Genomic DNA, 22,651 nt, shown 5'->3' on the forward strand with positions numbered 1-22,651 from the left:
TGACGCCGACAAATTCGGCGCAAAGCGGCTCAGGAGCATGAACGGGGGCGAGTGACTTCTACGCTCCCTGCGCTGGCATTATCCAGATCAGGTTCTAAGGGTATTTCTCACCCACAACTCACGTTGCAGGACCCCTGCGCTAGCTTTGCGGCAACGATACACCGACATGACACGCAAACACAAGCGCGATGTGTCCCGAAAACCATCCGAAAAATGTTCTGTTGCGACAACGTAAAAATGCTGCGCTGCGTCATCTTCAGCGCGATTTTTCATCGTCGTCGAACGCACGCGCGAGGCGCTTGGCGACGTCGTCGGCACTCGCTTGCGGCACATTCGTGAAGCTCATCACGAGGGCTGGCGGTAATTGCCGCTCGATACGGAAATAGGACAACGCCCCCGGCGCCAGCCCGTGGACGTGGGCGGCGCGGCACACCGCACGATCGTCGCGATGCGGCTCGATCCAGCCCAGCAGATGCATGCCGCCCGCCTGATGTGCGAGTTCGATGCGCCCGGGAAGATGCTGCCGCAACGCGTCGGCCAGCGCCGCACGGCGCTCACCGTAGAGTTGCCGCATGCGGCGAATGTGCCGGCTGAAATGGCCTTCCGTGATGAAGTCGGTGACGGTCGCCTGTTCGATCCAGCCGTGCACCGGGGAGAGCAGCGCGGTGGCCGCCGTAAAGGCGTCGCATAACGCGGGGGGCACGACGAGATAGCCAAGCCGCAGGCCGGGAAACAGCACCTTGCCGAATGAACCCGCGTAAAGCACGCGTTCGCCGCCGTCCAGACTCTTCAAGGCAGGCAACGGCGCACCGGTATAGCGGAACTCGCTGTCGTAGTCGTCTTCGACGATCCATGCCTGATTGGCCTGCGCCCAGTTGAGCAAGGCGAGACGGCGTTCCAGCGATAGCGCCACCGACAGTGGTGACTGGTGCGAGGGCGTGATCACCGCGAGCCGCGCGTGGCGGGCACGACGCTCACCCTCGGCGACATCGAGTCCGTCGCTGTCGACCGGCACCGGTACCAGCGTTGCATTCACCATCCGCAAGGCTTCGTGTGCCCGGAAATAGCCGGGGTCTTCGCACCAGACGGCGTCGCCCGGCTGCAACAGCAGGCGGGCGATCAGTGCCAGCGCGCCCTGAAAGCCCGTGGTGACGATGACTTGCGCCGGGTCGCAGTGAATGCCGCGCGCAATGGCCAGATAGCCGGCAATGGCCTCGCGCAGGGGCGCCAGACCGGCGGCATCCTGATAGCTGAGCGCGTCGGCTGGCAAGTGGCGGGCATGGCGTGCGGCAAGGCGCGCCCACAGCTTGCGGGGGAATTCGTCGAAGGCCGGCATGCCGTTCTGTAACGGCAATGGTGTGCCGTGCGCGCTGAGCGGCACGTAACTCGGGTTTTCGATGCGATGGTTCCGGTGCGGCGCGCGAGGGCTACGGATAGCGGGTGGCTCACCAGTGTTCGCGCGGGCGGTTTTTTCGTCTCCGATGGAACGGTGGTTGAGGTCGCGAGGCAACGCTTTGGCCGCCGCATCGAGCCGTGCGCCACTCAAGTGCGGGTTCACGCGGCTGCCGGCGGCGCCGCGTCCGATCACGAAACCTTCGGCCACCAGCCGCTCGTAGGCGGCTTCGACGGTGCCGCGTGCGACGCCAAGCTCACTCGCCAACGCGCGCGTGGACGGCAGCCGCGACGAGGGCGCGAGTTTGCCCGAGAGAATGCCCTCGCGAATACGCTCGTACAGCGCGCGGTAGGTCGGCATGCCGGTGGCTTGGGCGGCGTCGGCGAGGCGCAGGCCGCTCAGGTCGGATGTGTCGCGCATAGGGACGGTCTCCAGCGTCTTTTTGGCCTACCGATTCTATTCGGTTTTGGCTCTTTCGAAGCAGGCCAAGAGGCCGTATCGTTACATCCATCGACTGACTTCCCGACACACAACGGAGACTTAAAAATGCAACGTCTGAACTACATCAAGGCCTCACCGCGTGCCTACGAACACCTGGCGGCTCTGAGCGGCTACTTCCATGACTGCGGCCTGCCCGATGGACTGCTGGAACTGGTGTGGCTGCGCGCCTCGCAGCTCAACGGCTGCGCTTTCTGCATCGACATGCACGTGGCCGACGCGCTCAAGGTCGGCATCGAAGCCCGTCGCCTGCACCTGCTCGATGCATGGCGCGAAACCGAGCTGTACTCGCCGTCGGAGCGCGCCGCACTGGCGTGGACCGAAGCCGTGACCAACGTGCAGGACGGCCATGTGCCGGATGCCGTCTTTGCCGACCTGCGCGAGCACTTCGACGACAAGCAGATCGCCGACCTGACGTTCGCGGTGAGCACCATTAACGCATGGAACCGTCTGGCGATCTCGTTCCGCTCGGCACTGCCGAAGACGCCGAAGGGCGTGCGCTAAATCGCTGGTTCGCACGTTCGCACGAGAGGGTGCGGATCACGCTATTCCGCGACCCGCACCTCCCGCTGAAACTCGCGAGGCATCAGCCGTAACGCGTCGCGGAAGAACCGGCGATCGGGCGGCGGCAGCATCGGCAGCACACGCCCGAGCGATTGGGCGGCGTGGGTGGCCTGTGGCGAGTCGCCGTCCTGATGCAGCGCAAACCACAGCATTTCGAACCACAAGTTGGCGAGCTGCAACGGCTCGAAGCGCACGCGTCCATCCTCGTGGTCGGCCAGCGTCGTCGCCACCACATCCGTCCATTTCGAAAAGCCCTTGGCGCGCGAGAATGGCGCGCCGAACGGCTGCACGGCGTCGAGAAACGCGTCGACGGCCAGCGGCGTGCTCGCGCGCAGCGTCGCCAGATCGGGGTCGCGCCGCACGGGCACGGCACCGCGCGCGATACGCAGCAGGAACACCGTATTCCACACGGAATTCCCGCCCACACCGAAGCGGTCGCAAATCCATTCCGACAAGCCGATCCAGCGCAGTGCCTGCCGCTGCACGTCGCTCACGGCGAGGCGCCGGGCCGGGTCGATCAACGAGTCCTGCCAGAACAGCCACAGCGAGAGCCCGATATTCGCGGCGACGTGCTGAGCCAGCTCGATGGAGTCGGCTTCGAACGCGGCTTGCAGGGCGTCGGAGAATGCGGCGAGGGCGTCGGCCGCCGATTGCGCCCGCGCTGGCTGCGGCCCGGGGCGTGCGGCGTGCGTCTTGTACAGCAGCGCTTGCAAGTTGCGCGTTTCGAATCGAATTCGCGGGTTGTAGACGAGGCACGGTGCGAGCGAAGCATCGTCGCTGATGCGCTGCAAATGCGCGAAGGCGCCCGCTTCGTCGCGCAAGGCATACGCCTGCCAGGCCTGCACGATCCAGTGCATCGCGCGCAAGGTGGGCGAGGCATTCTGCGTGGGCTGATTCGCGCCGAACGTCTCGGCGAGCGCTGTCAGCGTGCGTTTCGCGCGTGCCACGTCGCCCATGCGACGCCACACGATGGTCTCCGCCAGCAGGGCAATGCCGCGCTGAACGTCGTCGACCGCGCAGACTTGCGCAGCATGAAACGACGGAATGGCACCGGTGCGCTGCGTGCGGGTGCGCCCGTGAGGCGCAGGGTCGGACGGCGCGAAGAAGATGCCGTCCTGCATGTCGCGTTTGCCGAGCGTGACGTGATGCCAGAACGCAATGTCCTGCATCACGTAGTCGAGCGCCGGGGTGTCGAGCGTGGCCGGGGTGTCGTGCGAAAGACCGAGGAAGGTGGCAAGCGTGCGCCGTTCGTCGGTGGGCACGGCGCCGCCAATCGTGACGACGATTCGCTCAAGTTCGTGGCTGGGCAGCCAGAACGGCCCTCTGCCGCGTCCGCGAGTGGGCAGCAGGCGAGCGTCGGCTTGCCGGTCGTCACCCCAACCGGCGCTGACGCCCCATTCGGCGAAATCGGCGAACGCCCGGCTCACCAGCATGCGCAGGTCGCCCGCCTGAGCGAAGCGCGATTTGAGCGCGGCAAGCGGCACGGATGCCGACTCGTAGCGCGCCGCGTAATACACGCGCATCAACAACCACAGACTCTGGTACCGCACCGGTTGATCGCCGACGTGCTGCGGTGCATCGAGGCGGATGACGAGCGGGGATGAGGGCGCGGACGGGCCAGTCGGCATGGAGGCGTGAGGTGGGCGGACACGATCGTCAGGCATGGCGACGCACGAGAAAGGAGCGGTGAACGGGGAACAACGACCGGCAGGATCCGCCGATTTCGTGGCAATGATACGGCGGTTACATCGGTTACGGCACTGTGACTTTCCACGTGTCGAAACACCTCCTATTCTGCAAGCGCTTTCGGAAGCGAGCGCCCGGCCAGCGCTTCGAGATTCACGACACTCGTTGCATCCACCCACTGACATCAGGACTCCAAAATGATGATGCTTTCTCGCTGGCGTCGTAGCGCCGTTGTGCTGCGGATCGCCGCCGCGTTGTTATCCCCGTTGGCGGTTGCGATACCGGCGCATGCGGACGCTATCGCCAATGCCGCAAATGCTGCCAATACCGCAGCGCCAAAAATCGTGGAACGGGCCGATTGGGGCAAGTATTTCGAGGCTGAAGGCGCGAAGGGCACGATCATCGTGCTCGACGGCCGCACCGGGGGCTATCAGGCCTACGACAGCACTCGCGCCAATCAGCGCATGTCGCCGGCTTCGACGTACAAGATTTTCAACAGCTTGCTGGCGCTGGAGTCCGGGGCGCTCGACAACGAGCGCGAGATCATTCCTTGGGACGGCCAGCCGCGCAGCATGAAGCGCTGGAACGCCGCGATGAATCTGCGCGATGCGTTCCGGGTGTCGTGTCTGCCGTGCTATCAGGTGGTCTCGCGCAAGATTCCGCGGACCTTTGCGCAGGGCAAACTCGATGCGGTGGGCTATGGAAATCACACCATTGGGTCCGCGGCCGATGCGTATTGGGTCGATAACAGCCTGCAAATCTCAGCGCGTGAACAGGTGGTATTCCTGCAACGGCTGGCGCGCGGGCAGTTGCCGTTCTCGGCGCGCACGCAGGACATCGTGCGGCAGATTTCGATTGCCGAAGCGAACATGGACTACGTCTTGCACGGCAAGACCGGCTGGTATGTCGACGGCAAGCACGACATCGGCTGGTGGGTCGGCTGGATCGAGCGGGACGGCAATATCACCACGGTTGCGCTGAACATGGACATGCGCAGCGACGCCGATGCGCCCAAGCGCGCCCGGATTGCCCGTGCCGTGCTGAAGGATCTGAAGTTGATCTGAGGTTGATTCGCTACCGGCGTGATGCCAGTGCGATATCAGCCACAGACCGGCCGTGGGCGGGTCTGTGGCTGATCAGGGGAGGGCGCGGTCGCTTACAGCGTGCGGCCGTGCTTGAGTGCCGACGCGATTTCCGTCACATGACGGCCTTGCGTCTTCGCGATCTTCAACTCGTTCGCGCTGGGATGGCGCGAGCCGTCGGCGCCCGCGAGCGTTGTGGCGCCGTAAGGCGTGCCGCCGGTGATTTCCTGCATATTGGTCAGGCCCGGCTCGGTATAGGGCACGCCAACGATCACCATGCCCTGATGCAGCAATGTGGTGTGAAAGCTGGTGATCGTCGTTTCCTGCCCGCCGTGTTGCGTGCCGGTGCTGGCGAACACGCTGCCGACTTTGCCGACCAAAGCGCCCTTGGCCCAGAGACCGCCGGTCTGGTCGAGGAAGTTACGCATCTGCGCGGTCATGTTGCCGAAGCGGGTGGGCGTGCCGAAGATGATCGCGTCGTAATCGGCCAGTTGTTCAACGCGCGCGACAGGCACATGCGCGAACGCGGCGCGCGCCGCCTTCGCACCGCTTTTTTCGAGAACTTCGTCGGGAACCAGTTCAGGCACTTGCATCAGTGTCACGTCGGCGCCGGCGACGCTGCGTGCACCTTCGACAACCGCTTCGGCCATCGTGTAGATGTGCCCGTACATGCTGTAGAACACCACCAGGATCTTGGCGTTGGCCATGGAAAACTCCTAAGGGTCTAGAGGGGCAAGCGCCGCGACACGCCGGTCATGGCGGTTCGACGCGAGCCGTTCCATGATAGTCGACGCTCATGACGAAACCAGCGGCAGACTAGCGCAGTCGCGAGCCGATCAGACAGCCGAGCGCGAGGGCGGCCATCAACACCGCCACGCTGGCCGACAAGCCGCCGGCGAGTGCGAGTCCGGTGGCGGCCACGCCGTGCGCCATTACGGCGGCGGGCACCAGCAGCATGGCCGTCACCACACTCCAACGCATGACGTAGCGCCACATGAAGCGGCTCACGACCTGCATGCGCGCGTCGAGTTGATGCCGCTGCCAGAACGACAGATCGGCCGCCGCGTGAAAGAGCCACAGCGGGCTGAAGTATTTGATGAGCAAGTCCATGACGCCGTACCGGAAACACAATGCCCGCGGGGCGCGGGCATGGCGTCGAGGCATGGTGGGGTGAGCACCGGGTGAGGGCTCACGCGACAGTCAGGCGCTTGGGGAGTCGACGCACGCCGATTGTAGCAGGTGCTCACTTACATTTCGCGCGAGAAAGCTGTCAACGCAGGCGATAACTGAATTCAATTTTCGTCAACGTTGCGGTTACACCCGGTATCGGATGTCATCTCCAATGATGTCAGGGTTTGCTGGCCGTTTTGGTGGGCTTGGTGGTGATCGCTGCCTTGGCTGCCTTCGCTGCTTTGGCGGCAAGCGCATGCGGCGTGTTGGCCGTGATCTGCTGGATCAACTCCCACACCGATTGGGCGGCGGGGGAGAGCGTGCGGTTCTTGCGCCGTACCAGCATGATGGTGCGATCCAGTTGCGGCACGAGCGGCAGGGCGACGAGACGGCCGCCGTTCTCGGGCAAGCCGGGCATGGCCGGTAATGCCAGCGCCGGCATGATGCTGATACCGATACCCGCCTCGACCATGCGGAACACGGTGATGGCGTGGCCGACTTCCTGCGCAATCTGGCAATACGCACCGTGCTCGGCCAGCGCCCGGTCGATGAGCGGCCGGCTGCCCGAGGCGTAATCGAGTAGCACCAGCTTCTCGCCGTTGAGTTCTTTCCACGTGACTTGCGACTGCTTGGCGAAGCGATGTGAGCGGTCGCACACCACGAGAAACGGTTCGACCATGATGGGCTCGCCGACCAAATCGTCGGTGCCTTCCGATGCCACGATCACGCCGAAATCGACTTCACCGTGCCGCACGCTGTCGGTCGCGAGCGTCTGCACCTGATCGCGCAGCATGAGGGTGATGTCGGGGTAGCGGGCGGCACACGCCGAGATGCATTCGGGCATGAGGTTGGCCGAAATGGTCGGCGCGCTGGCTACCCGCACGCGGCCACGCCGCTCTTCTGCGAGCCCGTGGGTATCGCGCAACGCGCTCTCCAGTTCGTCGAGTACCCGGGCGAGCGTCGCCGAGAGGCTAGCGCCCACTTCGGTCAGCGTGACTTCCCGCGTGGTGCGATCGACCAACTTGAGGCCGAGTTCTTGTTCCAGTTCGCGAATACAACGGCTCACGGCCGGTTGCGTCAGGCCAATGTCCTCCCCGGCCCGGCTGAAGCTCCCGTGCTGGGCGACTGCGAGGAACACCTTGAGTTGGCGCAGCGAGATATTCATGCGTTATTGGTATGAATAAATTTTTTAAATGAATTTGTATTTTAACTATCCTTGCGCTCTAATACGTGAAAACCCGTATCGCGAGCGCACACTTCCGGTCACATTCGATCGCATATTGATCCGCTATTGATCGCGCATGCATCGACCCACGACCACGCTGTCAGCCCTGAGCTGCGGCGTTCCGTGTCCTTGTGGACGGGCTTTGTCTTTTATGACCCGCCGAGATTTCCTCGAGATTCACCCGAGATTGACGATGGCCCGACCGCGTTTCCTTCCCGACAACTTTACGTTGATGTTAGTGGCGACCGTAGCGCTCGCCAGCTTCCTGCCGGCGCACGGCGAAGGCGAAGTTGCCTTCAACCTGCTCACGAGCGTGGCGATTGCCCTGCTGTTCTTCCTGCATGGCGCGAAACTCTCGCGCGAAGCCGTGCTGGCGGGTGCCACGCACTGGCGCCTGCACCTGCTCGTCTTTGCCAGCACGTTCGTTGTGTTCCCGATTGTCGGTGTGGCGCTCAAGCCGCTGCTGTCATGGGCCGTGACGCCTGAGCTATATCTCGGCATTCTGTTCCTGTGCACCTTGCCCGCGACGGTGCAGTCGGCCATCGCGTTCACGTCGATGGCGCGCGGCAATGTGCCGGCGGCCGTGTGCAGTGCCTCGGCCTCCAGCCTGTTCGGCATCTTCATTACGCCGGTCCTCGTGGGGCTGGTCGTGGTGCACCACGATGGCAACACGGGCGCATCGCCGTTCGACTCCATCGGCAACATCATGCTGCAACTGCTCGTGCCGTTCATCGCCGGCCAGTTGTCGCGCAAGGCCATCGGCGGCTGGGTCGAGCGTAATCGCGCGCTGCTCAAGTTCGTCGATCAGGGCTCGATCCTGCTGGTGGTGTACACGGCGTTCAGTGAGGCGGTCAATACGGGCTTGTGGCACCAGATTCCGCCGCTGGCGCTGGTCGGTCTGGTGGGCTGCTGCGCGGTGATTCTGGCGGTGATGCTCGCGATCACCACGTTCTCGGCGCGTTGGCTCGGCTTCTCGCGCGAAGACGAAATCACCATCGTGTTCTGCGGTTCGAAGAAGAGTCTGGCGAGCGGCATCCCGATGGCGAAGGTGTTGTTTGCCACCGGCCCGCTGGGCGCGATCGTCTTGCCGCTGATGTTGTTTCACCAGATGCAACTGATGGTCTGCGCCGTGCTGGCGCAACGCTACGCCACCAAGCAGCGCGCCGCTCAGGCGAAAGCCGGCAAGGCCGGTGCTGCCAAGGCTGTGAAGTCGGACGGCAGCGCCAAAGCCGGCGCGGGCCGATAAGTGTGGCGGGGGTGGTGCGCGGCGCCTCGTGCGGGCCGGCGCAAAGTGCCGCAAAGCCTCGCTGTCACACGTTGGTCGTGCGCAAGTGCTAGAATTGCGTCTGTTTCGCTTCTTAATGACCTCCCAGGTCCGGCGGCGCCCGACGCATCTGTCCCCTGACAGTCCCCTCTCGCGCCAGCCCTGAGCATGGCGCCCAGCGCCCCTTGAATTTTCGCGAGTGTGCTTTGATGCGGATCCTTCCGCGTGGCGGCCCCCGTTTTTTTAAAAGAGATGTCCCTTCACCATGGCTGATGTGAATGCTGTTCCTACCCCTGGCTTCGATAGCTTTGGGCTGCATGCGGACATCTTGCGGGCCATCGCCGAGCAGGGGTACACCAGTCCGACTCCGATTCAGGCGCAGGCCATTCCGGTCGTACTTTCCGGCCGCGACGTGATGGGTGCTGCGCAAACGGGTACCGGCAAGACGGCAAGCTTCTCGCTGCCGATCATTCAACGCCTGCTGCCCGACGCCAATACGAGTGCTTCGCCTGCCCGTCACCCGGTGCGCGCGCTGATCCTGACGCCGACGCGTGAGCTCGCCGATCAGGTGGCAGAGAACGTGCGTCTGTACGCCTCGCACACGCCGCTGCGCAACACCGTCGTGTTCGGCGGTGTGGACATGAACCCGCAGAAAGACGCGCTGCGCCGTGGCGTCGAGATTCTCATCGCCACGCCGGGACGTCTGCTCGATCACGTCGAACAAAAGACGGTCAATCTGGGCCAGGTCAAGATGCTTGTGCTGGACGAAGCGGACCGCATGCTGGACATGGGCTTCCTGCCCGATCTCCAGCGCATTCTGAATTTGCTGCCGAAGCAGCGCCAGACGCTGCTGTTCTCGGCAACGTTCTCGAACGAAATCAAGAAGCTCGCCTCGAGCTACCTCACCAACCCGCTGACGATCGAAGTGGCACGCCGCAATGCGACGGCCGATACGGTCGAGCAGATCGTCTATGAAGTGCCGGAAGACGACAAGCGCGCCGCGGTGGTTCAGATTCTCAACGAACGCGACCTCAAGCAGGTCATCGTGTTCGTGAACAGCAAGATCGGCGCTAGCCGTCTGGCGCGTCAGTTGGAGCGCGACGGTGTGGTGACGGCGGCCATTCACGGCGACAAATCGCAGAATGAACGCATGCAGGCCCTCGAAGCCTTCAAGCAGGGCGGCATTCAAGCCCTGGTCGCGACCGATGTGGCTGCGCGTGGTCTCGATATCTCCGATCTGCCGGGCGTGATCAACTACGATCTGCCGTACAACCCGGAAGATTACGTCCACCGTATCGGCCGCACTGGCCGTGCCGGCGCATCGGGCGAGGCCATCTCGCTGTGCGCCCCGGACGAGCGCAAACACCTGGTTGAAATCGAAAAGCTGATCAAGCGCGAACTCAAGCGTGGCGAGCTGGTGCTGGAGCGCCGCAGCCGTTCGCGTGATGAGCGTGGTGATCGTCCCGAGCGCAGTGAGCGCCCGGAGCGTTCGGAACGTACCGAGCGCGGTGAGCGCAGCGAGCGTCATGGCCGTCACGACGGCCTGCGCGCCAGCCGCAGCGGTAGCAGCGGCCTGCCGGGTCAGCGTCGCGTTCGCCCGGAAGACGAGTTCTTCTACAAGCCGTACGAGCCGTCGCCCACGGCCGACGATGCGCAGCAAAACAGCAAGTCGTCGCAAGACGCGGGTGCGCCGAACGCCTTCGGCGCCATGCCCGAGAAAGCACCGAAGCGTCAGGTGGCAGCACTGCTCGCGGGGTTCCCGCGCAAGGCCAGCAACTGAGTGAGCTTCAAGGGCTAAGGCCCTTCAGCGTGTCGAATGAAAAAAGCCAGCGTATCGCGCTGGCTTTTTTTATGGCGATCAGTCGCCGTGTTGCGCCCGCCATGCCTGTGTTGCCGCCGCGAAGAAATCCTCGCGATGCGTCGTCTGACTCAGTACTGCTGGCAGGCCGAGATGCGTGGCAGCCTCTTGAAGGGCTGCGAGGACGGCTTCATCGGAGTCGAGCGCCAGTGCCGCTGCGCCATTCTGCTTGCTCAGCTTCTCGCCATCGGCGGCCATCACGAGCGGCACATGGAGATAGCGCGGCGTGGCGGCGCCAAGGCATTGCTGGAGATAGATCTGGCGGGCGGCGGAGTCGAGCAGGTCGGTGCCGCGTACGACATCGGTAATGCGTTGCGCTTCGTCGTCGACCACCACCGCGAGCTGGTATGCCCACTGTCCGTCGGCGCGCTTGAGCACGAAATCGCCGACTTCGGTGGCGAGATCCTGCGACTGCGGCCCCATCCAGCGATCATCGAATCCGATGCGTGCCGCGTTGCCATCCGGGACTCGCAGTCGCCACGCCCGCGCGGGCTTGCCGTGCAGGCCATCGCGGCAGGTGCCCGGATAGGCTAGCGTGCTGTGGCGGGCGTGTTCGCGCGTGAGTGAGTCGGCGATTTCCCGCCGAGTGCAGCCGCAGGGATACACCCGGCCAGACGCCGTCAGCGAAGCGAGCGCGTCCTCGTACAGCGCGTGCCGCTGGCTCTGCCAGACAATGGGTTCGTCGCTGTGGAGGCCCAGTCGCGTGAGCGTTGCCAGAATGTCATCCGCCGCACCGGCAATGCAACGTGGCTCGTCCAGATCTTCCATGCGCACGATCCACACGCCGTCGTGCGCGCGGGCATCGAGCCAACTCGCCAGTGCGGTGACCAGCGAGCCGCGGTGCAGCGGCCCGGTCGGCGAGGGGGCGAAGCGGCCGCGATAGTGCCCGGTACGGCCCGATTCGACGCGCGACACCGGCGCGCCTTAGTCCGCGATGGACGGGGCTGCGCGTTCAGCACGCGCGGCAGGCGTCGCGCTTTTCTCGCCAACGCACGCCGGGCAATGCTCGCCTTCGACATAGTCCGGGCTTTGCTGGGCTTCGGGCGTGACGACGGCGCGGCACGCGAAGCACTGCACGGTGCCCGCCGGCGCGAGGTCGGGGGTCAGTGCCGTGCGGTAGTCGAACACGAAGCAGTCGCCCTGATAGTGGGCGCCGCCGACATCCTCAAAGTACTTGAGAATGCCGCCGTCGAGCTGATACGTGTGTTCCAGCCCGATATCGCGCATGTAGATGGCGGCTTTTTCGCAACGAATGCCGCCCGTGCAGAACGACACGATCGTCTTGCCCTCGAAATCTTCGCGATGGGCTGCGATGACGTCCGGGAATTCGGAGAATTTGGTCAGGCGATAGTCGACGGCGTTATCGAACGTGCCGACATCCACTTCGAAGTCGTTGCGCGTGTCGAGCATCACGACCGGACGGCCTTCGTCATCCTGGCCCGCGTCCAGCCAGCGCTTGAGCGTGGCGGGTTCGACACCGGGCGCGCGCCCGTCTGCCGGCTTGATGACCGGCATCTTCATCGTGATGATTTCTTTCTTGGCGCGGACCAGCATGCGGCGGAACGGTTGTTCCTCGGAGAGACTCTCCTTGACCGCGAGGTCGGCGAAACGGGCGTCGGCGCGCAGTTGGCCGAGAAATGCGTCGATCGATTCGCGCGAGCCGGCCAGAAACAGATTGATGCCTTCCGGGGCCAGCAGAATGGTGCCCTTCAGGTCGAGCACCTGGCAGTGTTCGAGCAGCGCAGGGCGCAGTGTTGCGATGTCGTCGAGCGAGACGAACTTGTACGCGGCGATGTTGACGATAGACATGGCAACAGGGTTTCGCAAAAGCGTGAAGCAATAAACCGCCATTATCGCCGATCTGGCCCGAAGGCACTTTGATTTCACCCCATAAGTCGCTGATATCCCGTGGAATCGGATGATGCTCCCGCACCGAATGCGGCAAATTCCGAGCGGTCGGCCGGTGCCGTCCGAAAAGCGCAGATATGCCACCGGACCGGGGACACGGCGCGCGAAATCCGGAGCCGCCGCGTTACAATACGGCCCATGTCAGAACCTCGTTTCGTCCACCTCCGCCTCCACTCCGAATACTCGATCGCCGATGGCATCGTGCGCCTTGACGACGTCGTCAAAGCCGCGGCCAAGGACGGGCAGGGCGCGCTCGCGCTCACCGACCTCGCGAACATGTTCGGTGCCATCCGTTTCTACAAAGAAGCCCGCGGCAAGGGCGTCAAGCCGATCATCGGTTGCGACGCCTGGATCACCAATGCTGCCGATCGCGACAAGCCGTCACGGTTGTTGCTGCTCGCGCGCGACAAGGAAGGCTATCTGAACCTGTGCCAGTTGCTGTCGAAGGCATGGCTCGGCAACCAGTGGCGCGGGCGTGCAGAAATCGACCCGTCGTGGCTTGATCCCGACGGCTTCGCGCGAGGTCTGCTGGCGATTTCCGGTGGGCAGATGGGCGATGTCGGTGCCGCGCTGGCGGCAGGCAATCCCGATCTGGCGGCGCAGTGCGCGCAGCATTGGGCGAAGGTCTTCCCGGGGGCGTTCTATATCGAACTGCAACGCACCGGTCAGGCCGGCATGGAAACGTATGTGCAGCAGGCGGTGCAACTGGCCGCGAAGGTAGGGCTGCCGGTCGTTGCCACGCATCCGATCCAGTTCATGACCGGCGACGATTTCACCGCGCACGAAGCGCGCGTGTGTATCTCGGAAGGTGAAATTCTCGGCAATGCGCGCCGGGTGCGCCGTTTTACGCAGGACCAGAGCTTCCGCACGCAGGACGACATGATCGCCGCGTTCGAGGATGTGCCGTCCGCGATTGCCAATTCCGTCGAGATCGCCAAGCGTTGCAACCTCACGCTCGAACTCGGCAAACCGAAGCTGCCGCTCTTCCCGACGCCTGACGGCATGTCGCTCGACGACTATCTCGTGCAGTTGTCGAAAGAGGGGCTGGAAATGCGTCTGGGGCAGCTCTTCCCCGACGCGGCGGAGCGTGACGCGCAGCGCCCCGAGTATTACAAGCGGCTCGATTTCGAGACCGGCACGATCATCAAGATGGGCTTCCCGGGCTACTTCCTGATCGTGGCGGACTTTATCCAATGGGCCAAGAATAACGGCGTGCCGGTCGGCCCGGGCCGGGGTTCTGGCGCCGGATCGCTCGTCGCCTATGCGCTGGGCATTACCGACCTTGACCCGCTGAAGTACAACCTGCTGTTCGAGCGTTTCCTGAATCCGGAACGCGTCTCGATGCCCGACTTCGACATCGACTTCTGTCAGGACGGGCGCGACCGCGTCATTCAGTACGTGAAAGAGAAGTACGGCGCGGACGCCGTCTCGCAGATCGCGACCTTCGGCTCGATGGCGGCCAAGGCGGCGGTGCGAGATGTCGGGCGCGTGCTCGATCTCGGCTACAACTTCGTCGACGGTGTCGCCAAGCTCATCCCGTTCAAGCCGGGCAAGCTCGTCACGCTCGACGACGCGATGAAGGAAGAGCCGGCACTGGCCGAGCGCTTCAACACGGAAGACGAAGTCAAGCAGTTGCTCGAACTGGCGCAGCGTGTCGAAGGCCTCACGCGTAACGTCGGCATGCACGCCGGGGGCGTGTTGATCGCGCCGGGCAAGCTCACCGATTTCTGCCCGTTGTACACGCAAGGCGTCGGCGAAGACGCCAGCGGCGTCGTGAGTCAGTACGACAAGGACGACGTGGAAGCCGTCGGGCTGGTGAAGTTCGACTTCTTGGGCCTGACTACGCTCACGATCCTGAACTGGGCAGAGCGCTACATCAAGCGCTTGCATCCCGAGATGGCGGACTGGTCGCTTGAGCAGGTCTCGCTGACCGATCCGGCAGCCTTCAGCATTCTCAAGAAAGCCAATACGGTGGCCGTGTTCCAGCTGGAAAGCCGGGGCATGCAGGGCATGTTGAAAGACGCCCAGCCCGACCGCTTCGAAGACATCATTGCGCTGGTGGCGTTGTACCGTCCGGGCCCGATGGACCTGATTCCGAGCTTCTGCGCGCGTAAGCACGGCCGCGAGAAGGTGGAATATCCGGATCCGCGCGTCGAGCCCGTGCTCCAGGAGACCTACGGCATCATGGTCTATCAGGAGCAGGTGATGCAGATGGCGCAGATCATCGGCGGTTACTCGCTCGGTGGCGCCGACTTGCTGCGTCGCGCAATGGGCAAGAAGAAGGCCGAGGAAATGGCCATGCACCGTGGCTTGTTCCGCGAGGGCGCGGACAAGAACGGGCTGACGGCCGAGAAGGCCGACGAAATCTTCGACTTGATGGAGAAGTTCGCGGGCTACGGCTTCAACAAGTCGCACGCGGCGGCTTACGCGCTGCTCGCGTATTACACGGCATGGCTCAAGGCGCATCACCCTGCCGAATTCATGGCGGCCAATATGAGCTTGGCCATGGACGATACGGACAAGGTCAAGATTCTTTATGAAGACTGCCTGACCAACGGTCTGGCTGTTCTGCCGCCGGACGTGAATGTCTCTGCTTACCGTTTCGAGCCCGCCGATTCGAAGACCGTGCGCTACGGTCTCGGTGCGATCAAGGGCAGCGGTCAGTCGGCCATTGAAGAGATTCTGCGGGCACGCGAAGAACGGCCGTTCACTGATCTGTTCGATTTCTGCCAGCGTATCGATCGCCGCATGGTGAACCGCCGCACGATCGAAGCGCTGATCCGCGCCGGGGCGTTCGACACCATTCACGATAACCGGGCGCAATTGATGGCGTCGGTGCCCATGGCCATGGAAGCGGCTGAGCAGGCGAGTGCTGCGGCCAATCAGGTCAGCCTGTTCGATCTGGGCGACGAGAGTTTGCAGGCGCCGCTGGAACTGGCCGACGAACCGGCCTGGACCGACAAGCGCAAGCTTCAGGAAGAAAAACAGGCGCTCGGCTTCTACCTGTCGGGACACATGTTCGACTCGTACGCCGAAGAGGTGCGCCGTTTTGTGCGCACGCGCATCAAGGACTTGAGTGAAGGGCGCGACCGCCTCGTGGCGGGTGTGATCGCAAGCCTGCGCACGATGATGACGCAGCGCGGCAAGATGGTGATCGCCCAACTCGACGATGGCTCCGCCACGCTCGAAGTGGCGATCTTCAACGAGCAGTTCGAGGCGAACAAGCAACTGTTCAAGGAAGACGAACTGCTGATCGTTCACGGCAGTGCGCGACCCGACAGCTTCACCGGCGGGCTGCGTTTCACCACGGAAAGTCTTATGGATCTCGGCCGCGCACGTGCCCGTTTCGCTCGCGCGCTCAAGCTGTCGTTCAACGGCAATGCCGACTGGACACGCCTGCGCGCCACGTTGCAACCGCACTGCACGATGTATCGCGTGACGGCAACGGCTGGGGCCGGATCCGGTGGTGGAGGTGGCGGCGGGGGCTTTGGCGGCGGTGGCGGCGGATTCAAGGGTGGCAATGGCGGTGGTGGCGGTGGTGGCGGTGGCTTCGGCCGGCGCAACGGGAATGGTAACGGCGACGACGACAAGCCGACGGGGCTGCCGGTGCACATCGTCTACCGCCGCACCGACGCCGAATGCGAGTCGCGTCTCGGGGACGACTGGAAGGTGCAGCCCGGCGATGAGCTGTTGGGCGAGCTTCGTCAGTGGCTCACCCCCGACTCGGTGCAGATCGTTTATTGAACGGCCTGACCTCGTAATCGAACCCGCCCGTTTGGCCTGATCAACAAGGAATTTCCGGATGTTTTCCATCATCGTTCCGACGTGGAACAACCTCGCGTTGCTGCAACTTTGTGTGCGCAGCATTCGCCAGAACTCGGGCATGCCGCACCAGATCATCGTTCACGTGAACGATGGCTCCGACGGCACGCTGGACTGGGTGCGCGCCGAGGGACTCGATCACACCGCTTCGCCGGACAACATCGGGATCTGCTACGCCGTGAATCAGGCGGCGGCGCTCGCGCGAGAGAAGTACATCGTCTACCTGAACGACGACATGTATTGCTGCCCGGGTTGGGACACGGCGTTGATCGAGCGTGCCGAGGCGATGCCGGATAAGGCGTTCATGCTTTCGGGCACGATGATCGAGCCGGTGGATACCGGCAATCCGTGCGTGCTCGTGACGGATTTCGGACGCGAAGTCGATACCTTTGACGAAGCCGCGCTGCTCGCGGCGGTGCCGACGTATCAGAAGGCGGACTGGTTCGGCGCCACGTGGCCGCCGACGCTGGTGCATCGCGACTGGTGGTTCCTTGTGGGCGGTTACAGCACCGAGCTGAGCCCGGGCATGAGCAGCGACAATGATTTCTCGATGAAGTTATGGGCGGCCGGCTGCCGCAAGTTCATCGGCGTCGGGGCGAGTCTCGTCTACCACTTCCAGTGCAAGAGCACGGGCAAGGTCGTGAAGAACGACGGACGCACGCAGTTCCTGCGTAAGTGGGGTATGACCCAGAAGATTTTCGATCGCTACTACCTACGTCGCGGCAAGGTCGTGCCTGCCGACAGCGATGGTTCGGTGGGGGAGCCCGTCGACGATGGCCAACTGCGTTGGCAGATGTTCCGCTCGCGTATCAAGCGAGCGCTCGCGAAGTAAGCGCGAGTCGATTGCCCGGCGATCGACAGTCGTAGCGACCATCGGGGTTGTCGATCGTCGATCAAATAAAAAAGGACGCGTATTCGCGTCCTTTTTTGATTTGCGAGCATTCGCCGGTTGCTCACCCGTTTCAGTTGTCCCCGCGCCTCAACAGCGCGTACTTCAGGAATGCACTGCGTGCGTTCATGCGCGCAATCGCGGCACCTGTGGCGCCATCGAGAAAGCCTCGGCGCAGCACGAAGGTGCGCACGAAGGCCCATCCGCCGTTGATCCACGGCTTGAGTGCGGAGACCTTCTTGCCACGCAACGACATTTCCTTTGCGCCTGCCTTGGCATAACGCTGCACCTTGTCCTCGACCTGCCGCGCTTCGGTGTAGCTGTAGTGCAGCAGATGATTGGGCAACGTGCCGATCTCGCCTTCCACGATCACGCGTTCGTGCACAAGGTTGTCGGAGAAGCGCCCGGCGTCGCGGCGGAACAGCCGCAGCACGTAGTCCGGATACCACCCGCAATGCCGCACCCAGTGGCCAAGAAACTGCGACAGGCGGGGCATGCGATAGCCCGCATGACGGTTCGATGCGATGGCCGCAGCGATGTCGGCGGCCAATTCTGGCGTGATGCGTTCATCGGCATCGAGCGAGAGCACCCAGGGCTGGGTCGCGAACGACAGCGCGCGGTTCTTCTGCGGCCCGAAGCCCGGCCAGTCGGGGGTGACATGAACCTCGGCACCGGCATCGCGTGCGATGTCTGCCGTGCCATCGGTGCTGGCGTTATCCAGCACCACGATTTGCGATGCCAGTGCCCGGACCGACGCGATGCACTCGGCGATGTTGTGCTGCTCGTTGCGCGTCAGAATCGTCACGGTCAGCGGCAGGCGCTGCGGTGACGAGGGCAGATTCGGTGCACTCGGCAAGGTCGAATGGGCTTCAGTCATGTCGAAGGTTCGGACGTTCAGGCGCTCAGGCGTTCAGCAACTCGACCAGCGCTTCACCATAGCGCTCGATCTTGGCTTCTCCCAGACCGGTGATGTCCACCAGACCATCGCGGTGACGCGGGCGGCGCTGCGCCAGTTCTCGCAGCGTCCGGTCGTGAAGAATAACGTACGCGGGTACCGCCTGCGTTTTCGCCATGTCCTGTCGCCAGGCGCGCAGCTTGTCGAACAACTGCTGGTCGGCGGGATCCAGCTCGATGGCCGGCGACGCGTAGCCCGCAAAGCGGCTCTTCTTGCTGGCGACCGCGCGTTGGCGGCGCAGCGACAGTGTCGTTTCGCCCTTGAGCACCGGGCGCGCGGACGCGTTCAGAATCAACGCACCGTATTGACTGCTGTCCGGCTCGATCAGGCCGTGGGCGATCAACTGACGGAACACAGCACGCCAGCCCTGATCGTCCAGTTCACCACCGACGCCGAACGTCGGCAGGCTCTCGTGACCGAACTGGCGCATCTTGTCGGTGCTGCGTCCGCGCAGCAGATCGACGAGATGGCCGGCACCAAAGCGCTGGCCGGTGCGCAAAATGGCCGAAAGTGCCTTTTGAGCCGCAATCGTGCCATCGAAGACTTCCGGCGGGTTCAGGCACACGTCGCAGTTGCCGCACGGCTCACTGCTCTCTCCGAAGTACGACAACAGCACGGTCCGGCGGCAGCGCGGGGCTTCGCAATAGCCGAGCAGGGCGTCGAGTTTCTGACGCTCGATGCGCTTTTGCAGGTCCGGTGCGTTGGATTCGTCGATGCGGCTGCGGTGCACCACCACGTCGTTCAGCCCGTAGGCCATCCAGGCTTCAGCGGGTTCGCCATCGCGGCCCGCGCGGCCGGTTTCCTGATAGTAGGCTTCGAGGCTCTTGGGCAGGTCCAGATGGGCGACAAAGCGCACGTCCGGCTTGTCGATCCCCATGCCGAAGGCGACCGTCGCCGACATCACCAGCCCTTCTTCACGCAGAAACCGTTGCTGGTGGGTGCGGCGCACGTCGGCGTCCAGACCCGCGTGATAGGGCAGGGCCGGAATGCCTTGTGTCTCCAGCCAGGCGGCGGTTTCTTCCACTTTCTTGCGCGACAGGCAATAGACAATCCCGGCCTCGCCACGATGCCGGCCCAGAAACGTCAACAACTGCTTGCGCGGGTTGTCGCGGTCGACAATTTCGTAGCGGATGTTCGGCCGGTCGAAGCTCGACACGAACAGATGCGCTTCGGTGAGACCCAGCCGGGTCTGGATTTCCTCGCGTGTCGCCGCGTCAGCCGTGGCCGTGAGCGCAATACGCGGCACGCTCGGATAACGCTCGTGCAGCGCCGAAAGTTGAATGTACTCCGGCCGGAAATCATGGCCCCACTGCGACACGCAGTGCGCTTCGTCGATGGCGAAGAGCGCCAGTTGCCCGCGCTCGTCGAGCCGGTCGAGCAGATCGAGAAAGCGATCGGTCAGCAGCCGTTCCGGCGCGACGTAGAGCAGATCGAGTTCGCCGCGCGCGGCACGCCGCTCGGTATCGATGGCTTCGTCGAAGCTAAGGCTGGAATTGAGATAGGCCGCGCGCACACCCGCTTGCAGCAGCGCGTCGACCTGATCCTGCATGAGCGCGATGAGCGGGGAGACGACGATGCCCAGGCCAGGGCGCAGCAACGCGGGAATCTGGTAGCACAGCGACTTGCCGCCGCCGGTGGGCATGAGCACGAGCGCATCGCCACCGCCGGCCACATGGTCGACGATCGCGGCCTGATCGCCACGGAATGCGTTATAGCCGAATACGGTACGGAGAACTTCGAGTGCGCTTGCCATGGGCGGGAGTATACCGGTTCCCATCCCGGGCAGGCGCTTGCGAGGGCCGGAATGAGCGGCTTTCCGATGAATTTTCCGGAAGCGTCCGATGCCGGGGCAGACGAGTCCCGGCGGGGCAGGCCGGTACGTTAGAATAGCGGTTTTTCCGCCGTTCCCCCAATACATGAGCGCACCGCACCCGCCTTCCGGACCGATTCTGCGACGTCTGCTGGGCTATCTCCAGCCTTACTGGCACATGGGCTTGCTGGCCGTGCTGGCCATGGCCATGGTCGCGGCGACCGAGGCGGCCATTCCGGCCGTGCTCAAGCCGGTGCTCGACAAGGGCTTCTCGGGCGGCGATCCGTGGAAGCTCTGGTACGTGCCGACCGCCGTGATCGGCCTGGCCGTCATTCGTGGTCTGGCGCAGTATGCCGCCAACTACATGCTTTCGTGGGTGTCCAACCGCGTGCTGCTCGACCTGCGCGTGCGCATGTTCGAGCGTCTGCTGCACGCGCCGGCGGCCTACTTCCAGCGTGAAACCACCAGCACGCTGATCAACGCCATCGTCTACGAAGTCAATCAGGTGCTCGGTGTGCTGACCACCGTGCTGATCACGCTCGTGCGCGATTCGCTGACCGTGATCGGCCTGCTCGGTTATCTGTTCTATCTGAACTGGCGCCTCACGCTCGTCGTGGCGGTCATTTTGCCGCTCATCGGCTGGCTGGTCGGCAAGATCAACCGCCGTCTGCGCCGCCTGAACCGCGAGCAGCAAACCCTGACCAACAAGCTGTCGTACGTGGTCGAAGAAGCGGTCGGCGGCTACAAGGTCGTGAAGATTCATAACGGCGAAGCCTACGAAAAGTCGCGTTTCGACAAGATGACGAGCACGCTGCGCGGCTATGCCATGCGCGTGACCGTGTCGGGCGGTCTCGCACAGCCGGTAACCCAGGCGCTGGCATCGCTGGCGCTCGCCATCGTGATTACCGTGGCGATGATCGAATCGTCGTCGGGCGAGATGACCGTCGGCGGCTTCACGGCATTCGTCACGGCGCTGCTGCTGGTGGTCTCGCCGCTCAAGCACCTGATGGACGTGAACCAGCCGCTGCAACGCGGTATGACGGCAGCCGAACTCATCTTCGAGGTGATGGACGTCGAAATCGAGCCGAGCGGCGGTGAGCGCACGCTCGAGCGCGCCAAGGGCCGCGTGACGTTCGATCAGGTGAGCTTCCACTACGGCGCGAGCGATCGCCCGACGCTCGATCGTATTTCGCTCGATGTCGCCCCGGGAGAAATGGTGGCGCTGGTGGGGCCGTCGGGTAGCGGCAAGACCACGATGGTCAATCTGGTGCCGCGTTTCTTCGATCCGACCGGCGGGCGCATTCTGCTCGACGATATTGCGCTTAGCGACCTGCGTCTGGCCGATCTGCGCCGTCAGATCGCATTCGTGAGTCAGGACGTGGTGCTCTTCAACGACACCATCGCCGCGAACGTCGCCTACGGGCAAGAAATTGATACCCCGCGTGTCGAAGCGGCGCTGCGGGCAGCCAATCTGATCGACGCTGTCGCGGCCATGCCGGATGGCGTGGAGACCCTCGTGGGCGACAACGGTATGCGTCTGTCGGGCGGTCAGCGTCAGCGTCTGGCGATTGCCCGCGCAATCTACAAGGATGCGCCGATCCTGATTCTCGATGAGGCGACGTCGGCCCTCGACTCGGAATCGGAGCGTCACGTGCAGGCAGCGCTCGAAGTGCTGATGGAAGGCCGCACCACGCTGGTGATTGCGCACCGATTGTCGACCATCGAACGCGCCGACCGCATCGTCGTGCTGGAGCACGGCCGCATCGTGGAGCAGGGCTCCCATCAGGCACTGCTGGCGCATAATGGCCTCTACGCGCATTTGCACCGCATTCAATACGCGCAGGAAGAGGCTTAATTCAGGCGCATCGGGGCCTGATTCAGTGCTGATCCAGCGCGGAATCGACCCGATGCCTGCGACCAGACAACACGTTTCGAGGAGATTACGATGAGCCAGCCGATCAGTCGTTTTCCTGTGCCCGACCTGGCGAGCCTGCCGGCGGACATTCGGGCGCGTATCGACGAAGTGCAGGAAAAGGCGGGCTTCATTCCGAACGTGTTTTTGGCGCTGGCGCATCGTCCCGACGAGTTTCGCGCATTTTTCGCATATCACGATGCCCTCATGCTCAAAGAGGGCAACCTCAGCAAGGGCGAGCGCGAAATGATCGTGGTGGTCACGAGTGCCGCCAACCAGTGTCTGTACTGCGTGGTGGCACACGGCGCGCTGGTGCGTATTTATGAAAAGCAGCCGTTGCTGGCCGATCAGGTGGCCGTCAACTATTTGAAAGCCGACCTGAGCGCGCGTCAGAAGGCCATCCTGACGTACGCGATGAAGGTTTGCGAACGCGCTCACGAAGTGGGCGATCAGGATTACGCCGAGTTGCGCGACCATGGCCTCGACGATGAGGACATCTGGGATATTGCGGCGATCACGGCGTTTTTCGGCATGTCCAACCGCATTGCGAATGCGGTGTCCATGCGGCCAAACGACGAATTCTTCTTGATGGGGCGCGTGCCGCGCACCCGCTAA

At 63.6% G+C, this 22,651-nt stretch carries 17 protein-coding genes and 1 riboswitch; of the genes, 8 read left to right on the forward strand and 9 right to left on the reverse strand.

Annotation, left to right across the window (positions count from 1 at the left end):
- Positions 1-47: 47 nt before the first annotated feature.
- Positions 48-146: riboswitch (TPP riboswitch) on the reverse strand.
- A 110-nt stretch (positions 147-256) separates the two neighbouring features.
- Complete coding sequence (locus CDV44_RS25615; protein WP_249277715.1) at positions 257-1,813, reverse strand: PLP-dependent aminotransferase family protein; 1,557 nt, start codon at positions 1,811-1,813, stop codon at positions 257-259.
- A 126-nt stretch (positions 1,814-1,939) separates the two neighbouring features.
- Here CDV44_RS25615 and CDV44_RS25620 point away from each other — a divergent pair, with 126 nt between their 5' ends.
- Positions 1,940-2,395 (forward strand): carboxymuconolactone decarboxylase family protein, encoded by a 456-nt coding sequence (locus tag CDV44_RS25620; RefSeq protein WP_087691431.1) that lies wholly within the window; start codon positions 1,940-1,942, stop codon positions 2,393-2,395.
- Positions 2,396-2,436: 41 nt separating this feature from the next.
- Here CDV44_RS25620 and CDV44_RS25625 read toward each other — a convergent pair whose 3' ends face one another.
- A complete protein-coding gene (locus CDV44_RS25625) occupies positions 2,437-4,083 on the reverse strand; it encodes a hypothetical protein (RefSeq protein ID WP_087691432.1) in 1,647 nt (548 codons plus the stop codon).
- Positions 4,084-4,338: 255 nt separating this feature from the next.
- On the opposite strand from CDV44_RS25625, the gene blaOXA reads away from it, so the two are divergent.
- Entirely contained in the window at positions 4,339-5,205 is an 867-nt protein-coding gene (gene blaOXA, locus CDV44_RS25630) for an OXA-62 family carbapenem-hydrolyzing class D beta-lactamase (protein ID WP_087691433.1), read from the forward strand.
- 92 nt (positions 5,206-5,297) lie between these two features.
- On the opposite strand, the gene wrbA is transcribed toward blaOXA, so the two are convergent.
- The 3 genes from wrbA to CDV44_RS25645 all read right to left on the reverse strand — a co-directional run bounded on the left by wrbA (position 5,298) and on the right by CDV44_RS25645 (position 7,558).
- The gene (wrbA, locus tag CDV44_RS25635; protein WP_058375743.1) at positions 5,298-5,930 is read right to left on the reverse strand and encodes an NAD(P)H:quinone oxidoreductase; all 633 of its coding nucleotides are present in this window, start codon (positions 5,928-5,930) and stop codon (positions 5,298-5,300) included.
- 109 nt (positions 5,931-6,039) lie between these two features.
- Entirely contained in the window at positions 6,040-6,333 is a 294-nt protein-coding gene (locus CDV44_RS25640) for a hypothetical protein (RefSeq protein WP_087691434.1), read from the reverse strand.
- 238 nt (positions 6,334-6,571) lie between these two features.
- Positions 6,572-7,558: a LysR family transcriptional regulator gene (locus CDV44_RS25645; RefSeq protein WP_249277716.1), complete on the reverse strand. Its 987-nt coding sequence runs from the start codon at positions 7,556-7,558 to the stop codon at positions 6,572-6,574.
- Positions 7,559-7,811: 253 nt separating this feature from the next.
- Here CDV44_RS25645 and CDV44_RS25650 point away from each other — a divergent pair, with 253 nt between their 5' ends.
- Complete coding sequence (locus CDV44_RS25650; RefSeq protein ID WP_087691435.1) at positions 7,812-8,864, forward strand: bile acid:sodium symporter family protein; 1,053 nt, start codon at positions 7,812-7,814, stop codon at positions 8,862-8,864.
- 283 nt (positions 8,865-9,147) lie between these two features.
- The gene (locus tag CDV44_RS25655) at positions 9,148-10,662 is read left to right on the forward strand and encodes a DEAD/DEAH box helicase (RefSeq protein WP_087691436.1); all 1,515 of its coding nucleotides are present in this window, start codon (positions 9,148-9,150) and stop codon (positions 10,660-10,662) included.
- Positions 10,663-10,740: 78 nt separating this feature from the next.
- Here CDV44_RS25655 and gluQRS read toward each other — a convergent pair whose 3' ends face one another.
- Together gluQRS and CDV44_RS25665 are read right to left on the reverse strand one after the other, a co-directional pair.
- Positions 10,741-11,655: a tRNA glutamyl-Q(34) synthetase GluQRS gene (gluQRS, locus tag CDV44_RS25660; RefSeq protein ID WP_087691437.1), complete on the reverse strand. Its 915-nt coding sequence runs from the start codon at positions 11,653-11,655 to the stop codon at positions 10,741-10,743.
- Positions 11,656-11,664: 9 nt separating this feature from the next.
- On the reverse strand, positions 11,665-12,549 hold the full coding sequence (locus CDV44_RS25665; RefSeq protein ID WP_087691438.1) for a sulfurtransferase: 885 nt from the start codon (positions 12,547-12,549) through the stop codon (positions 11,665-11,667).
- A 228-nt stretch (positions 12,550-12,777) separates the two neighbouring features.
- Between CDV44_RS25665 and dnaE the strand changes: the two genes are divergently transcribed.
- Together dnaE and CDV44_RS25675 are read left to right on the forward strand one after the other, a co-directional pair.
- Positions 12,778-16,392, forward strand: coding sequence for a DNA polymerase III subunit alpha (dnaE, locus tag CDV44_RS25670; protein ID WP_087691545.1), 3,615 nt, complete (start codon positions 12,778-12,780; stop codon positions 16,390-16,392).
- A gap of 58 nt (positions 16,393-16,450) precedes the next feature.
- A complete protein-coding gene (locus tag CDV44_RS25675; RefSeq protein ID WP_087691439.1) occupies positions 16,451-17,302 on the forward strand; it encodes a glycosyltransferase family 2 protein in 852 nt (283 codons plus the stop codon).
- A 130-nt stretch (positions 17,303-17,432) separates the two neighbouring features.
- Here the strand turns inward: CDV44_RS25675 and CDV44_RS25680 are convergent, their stop codons facing one another.
- On the reverse strand, positions 17,433-18,236 hold the full coding sequence (locus CDV44_RS25680) for a glycosyltransferase family 2 protein (protein ID WP_371328815.1): 804 nt from the start codon (positions 18,234-18,236) through the stop codon (positions 17,433-17,435).
- Positions 18,237-18,261: 25 nt separating this feature from the next.
- Positions 18,262-20,067, reverse strand: coding sequence for a DNA helicase RecQ (gene recQ / locus CDV44_RS25685; RefSeq protein ID WP_058375736.1), 1,806 nt, complete (start codon positions 20,065-20,067; stop codon positions 18,262-18,264).
- A gap of 163 nt (positions 20,068-20,230) precedes the next feature.
- On the opposite strand from recQ, the gene msbA reads away from it, so the two are divergent.
- Entirely contained in the window at positions 20,231-21,979 is a 1,749-nt protein-coding gene (gene msbA, locus CDV44_RS25690; protein ID WP_087691440.1) for a lipid A export permease/ATP-binding protein MsbA, read from the forward strand.
- Between the two features lie 90 nt (positions 21,980-22,069).
- Positions 22,070-22,651 (forward strand): peroxidase-related enzyme, encoded by a 582-nt coding sequence (locus CDV44_RS25695; protein WP_087691441.1) that lies wholly within the window; start codon positions 22,070-22,072, stop codon positions 22,649-22,651.

It is taken from the genome of Pandoraea sp. PE-S2R-1 (assembly GCF_002179865.1).
Lineage (GTDB): Bacteria > Pseudomonadota > Gammaproteobacteria > Burkholderiales > Burkholderiaceae > Pandoraea.

What these genes read in the sequence shown, in the direction of transcription:
- CDV44_RS25650 (WP_087691435.1), top strand. Translation starts at nt 7,812, where the DNA reads ATGGCCCGACCGCGTTTCCTTCCCGACAACTTTACGTTGATGTTAGTG.
- CDV44_RS25655 (WP_087691436.1), top strand. Translation starts at nt 9,148, where the DNA reads ATGGCTGATGTGAATGCTGTTCCTACCCCTGGCTTCGATAGCTTTGGG.
- CDV44_RS25620 (WP_087691431.1), top strand. Translation starts at nt 1,940, where the DNA reads ATGCAACGTCTGAACTACATCAAGGCCTCACCGCGTGCCTACGAACAC.
- wrbA (WP_058375743.1), bottom strand. Translation starts at nt 5,930, where the DNA reads ATGGCCAACGCCAAGATCCTGGTGGTGTTCTACAGCATGTACGGGCAC.
- msbA (WP_087691440.1), top strand. Translation starts at nt 20,231, where the DNA reads ATGAGCGCACCGCACCCGCCTTCCGGACCGATTCTGCGACGTCTGCTG.
- CDV44_RS25665 (WP_087691438.1), bottom strand. Translation starts at nt 12,549, where the DNA reads ATGTCTATCGTCAACATCGCCGCGTACAAGTTCGTCTCGCTCGACGAC.
- recQ (WP_058375736.1), bottom strand. Translation starts at nt 20,067, where the DNA reads ATGGCAAGCGCACTCGAAGTTCTCCGTACCGTATTCGGCTATAACGCA.
- CDV44_RS25680 (WP_371328815.1), bottom strand. Translation starts at nt 18,236, where the DNA reads ATGACTGAAGCCCATTCGACCTTGCCGAGTGCACCGAATCTGCCCTCG.
- CDV44_RS25695 (WP_087691441.1), top strand. Translation starts at nt 22,070, where the DNA reads ATGAGCCAGCCGATCAGTCGTTTTCCTGTGCCCGACCTGGCGAGCCTG.
- CDV44_RS25615 (WP_249277715.1), bottom strand. Translation starts at nt 1,813, where the DNA reads ATGCGCGACACATCCGACCTGAGCGGCCTGCGCCTCGCCGACGCCGCC.
- CDV44_RS25640 (WP_087691434.1), bottom strand. Translation starts at nt 6,333, where the DNA reads ATGGACTTGCTCATCAAATACTTCAGCCCGCTGTGGCTCTTTCACGCG.
- CDV44_RS25675 (WP_087691439.1), top strand. Translation starts at nt 16,451, where the DNA reads ATGTTTTCCATCATCGTTCCGACGTGGAACAACCTCGCGTTGCTGCAA.
- CDV44_RS25625 (WP_087691432.1), bottom strand. Translation starts at nt 4,083, where the DNA reads ATGCCGACTGGCCCGTCCGCGCCCTCATCCCCGCTCGTCATCCGCCTC.
- blaOXA (WP_087691433.1), top strand. Translation starts at nt 4,339, where the DNA reads ATGATGATGCTTTCTCGCTGGCGTCGTAGCGCCGTTGTGCTGCGGATC.
- CDV44_RS25645 (WP_249277716.1), bottom strand. Translation starts at nt 7,558, where the DNA reads ATGAATATCTCGCTGCGCCAACTCAAGGTGTTCCTCGCAGTCGCCCAG.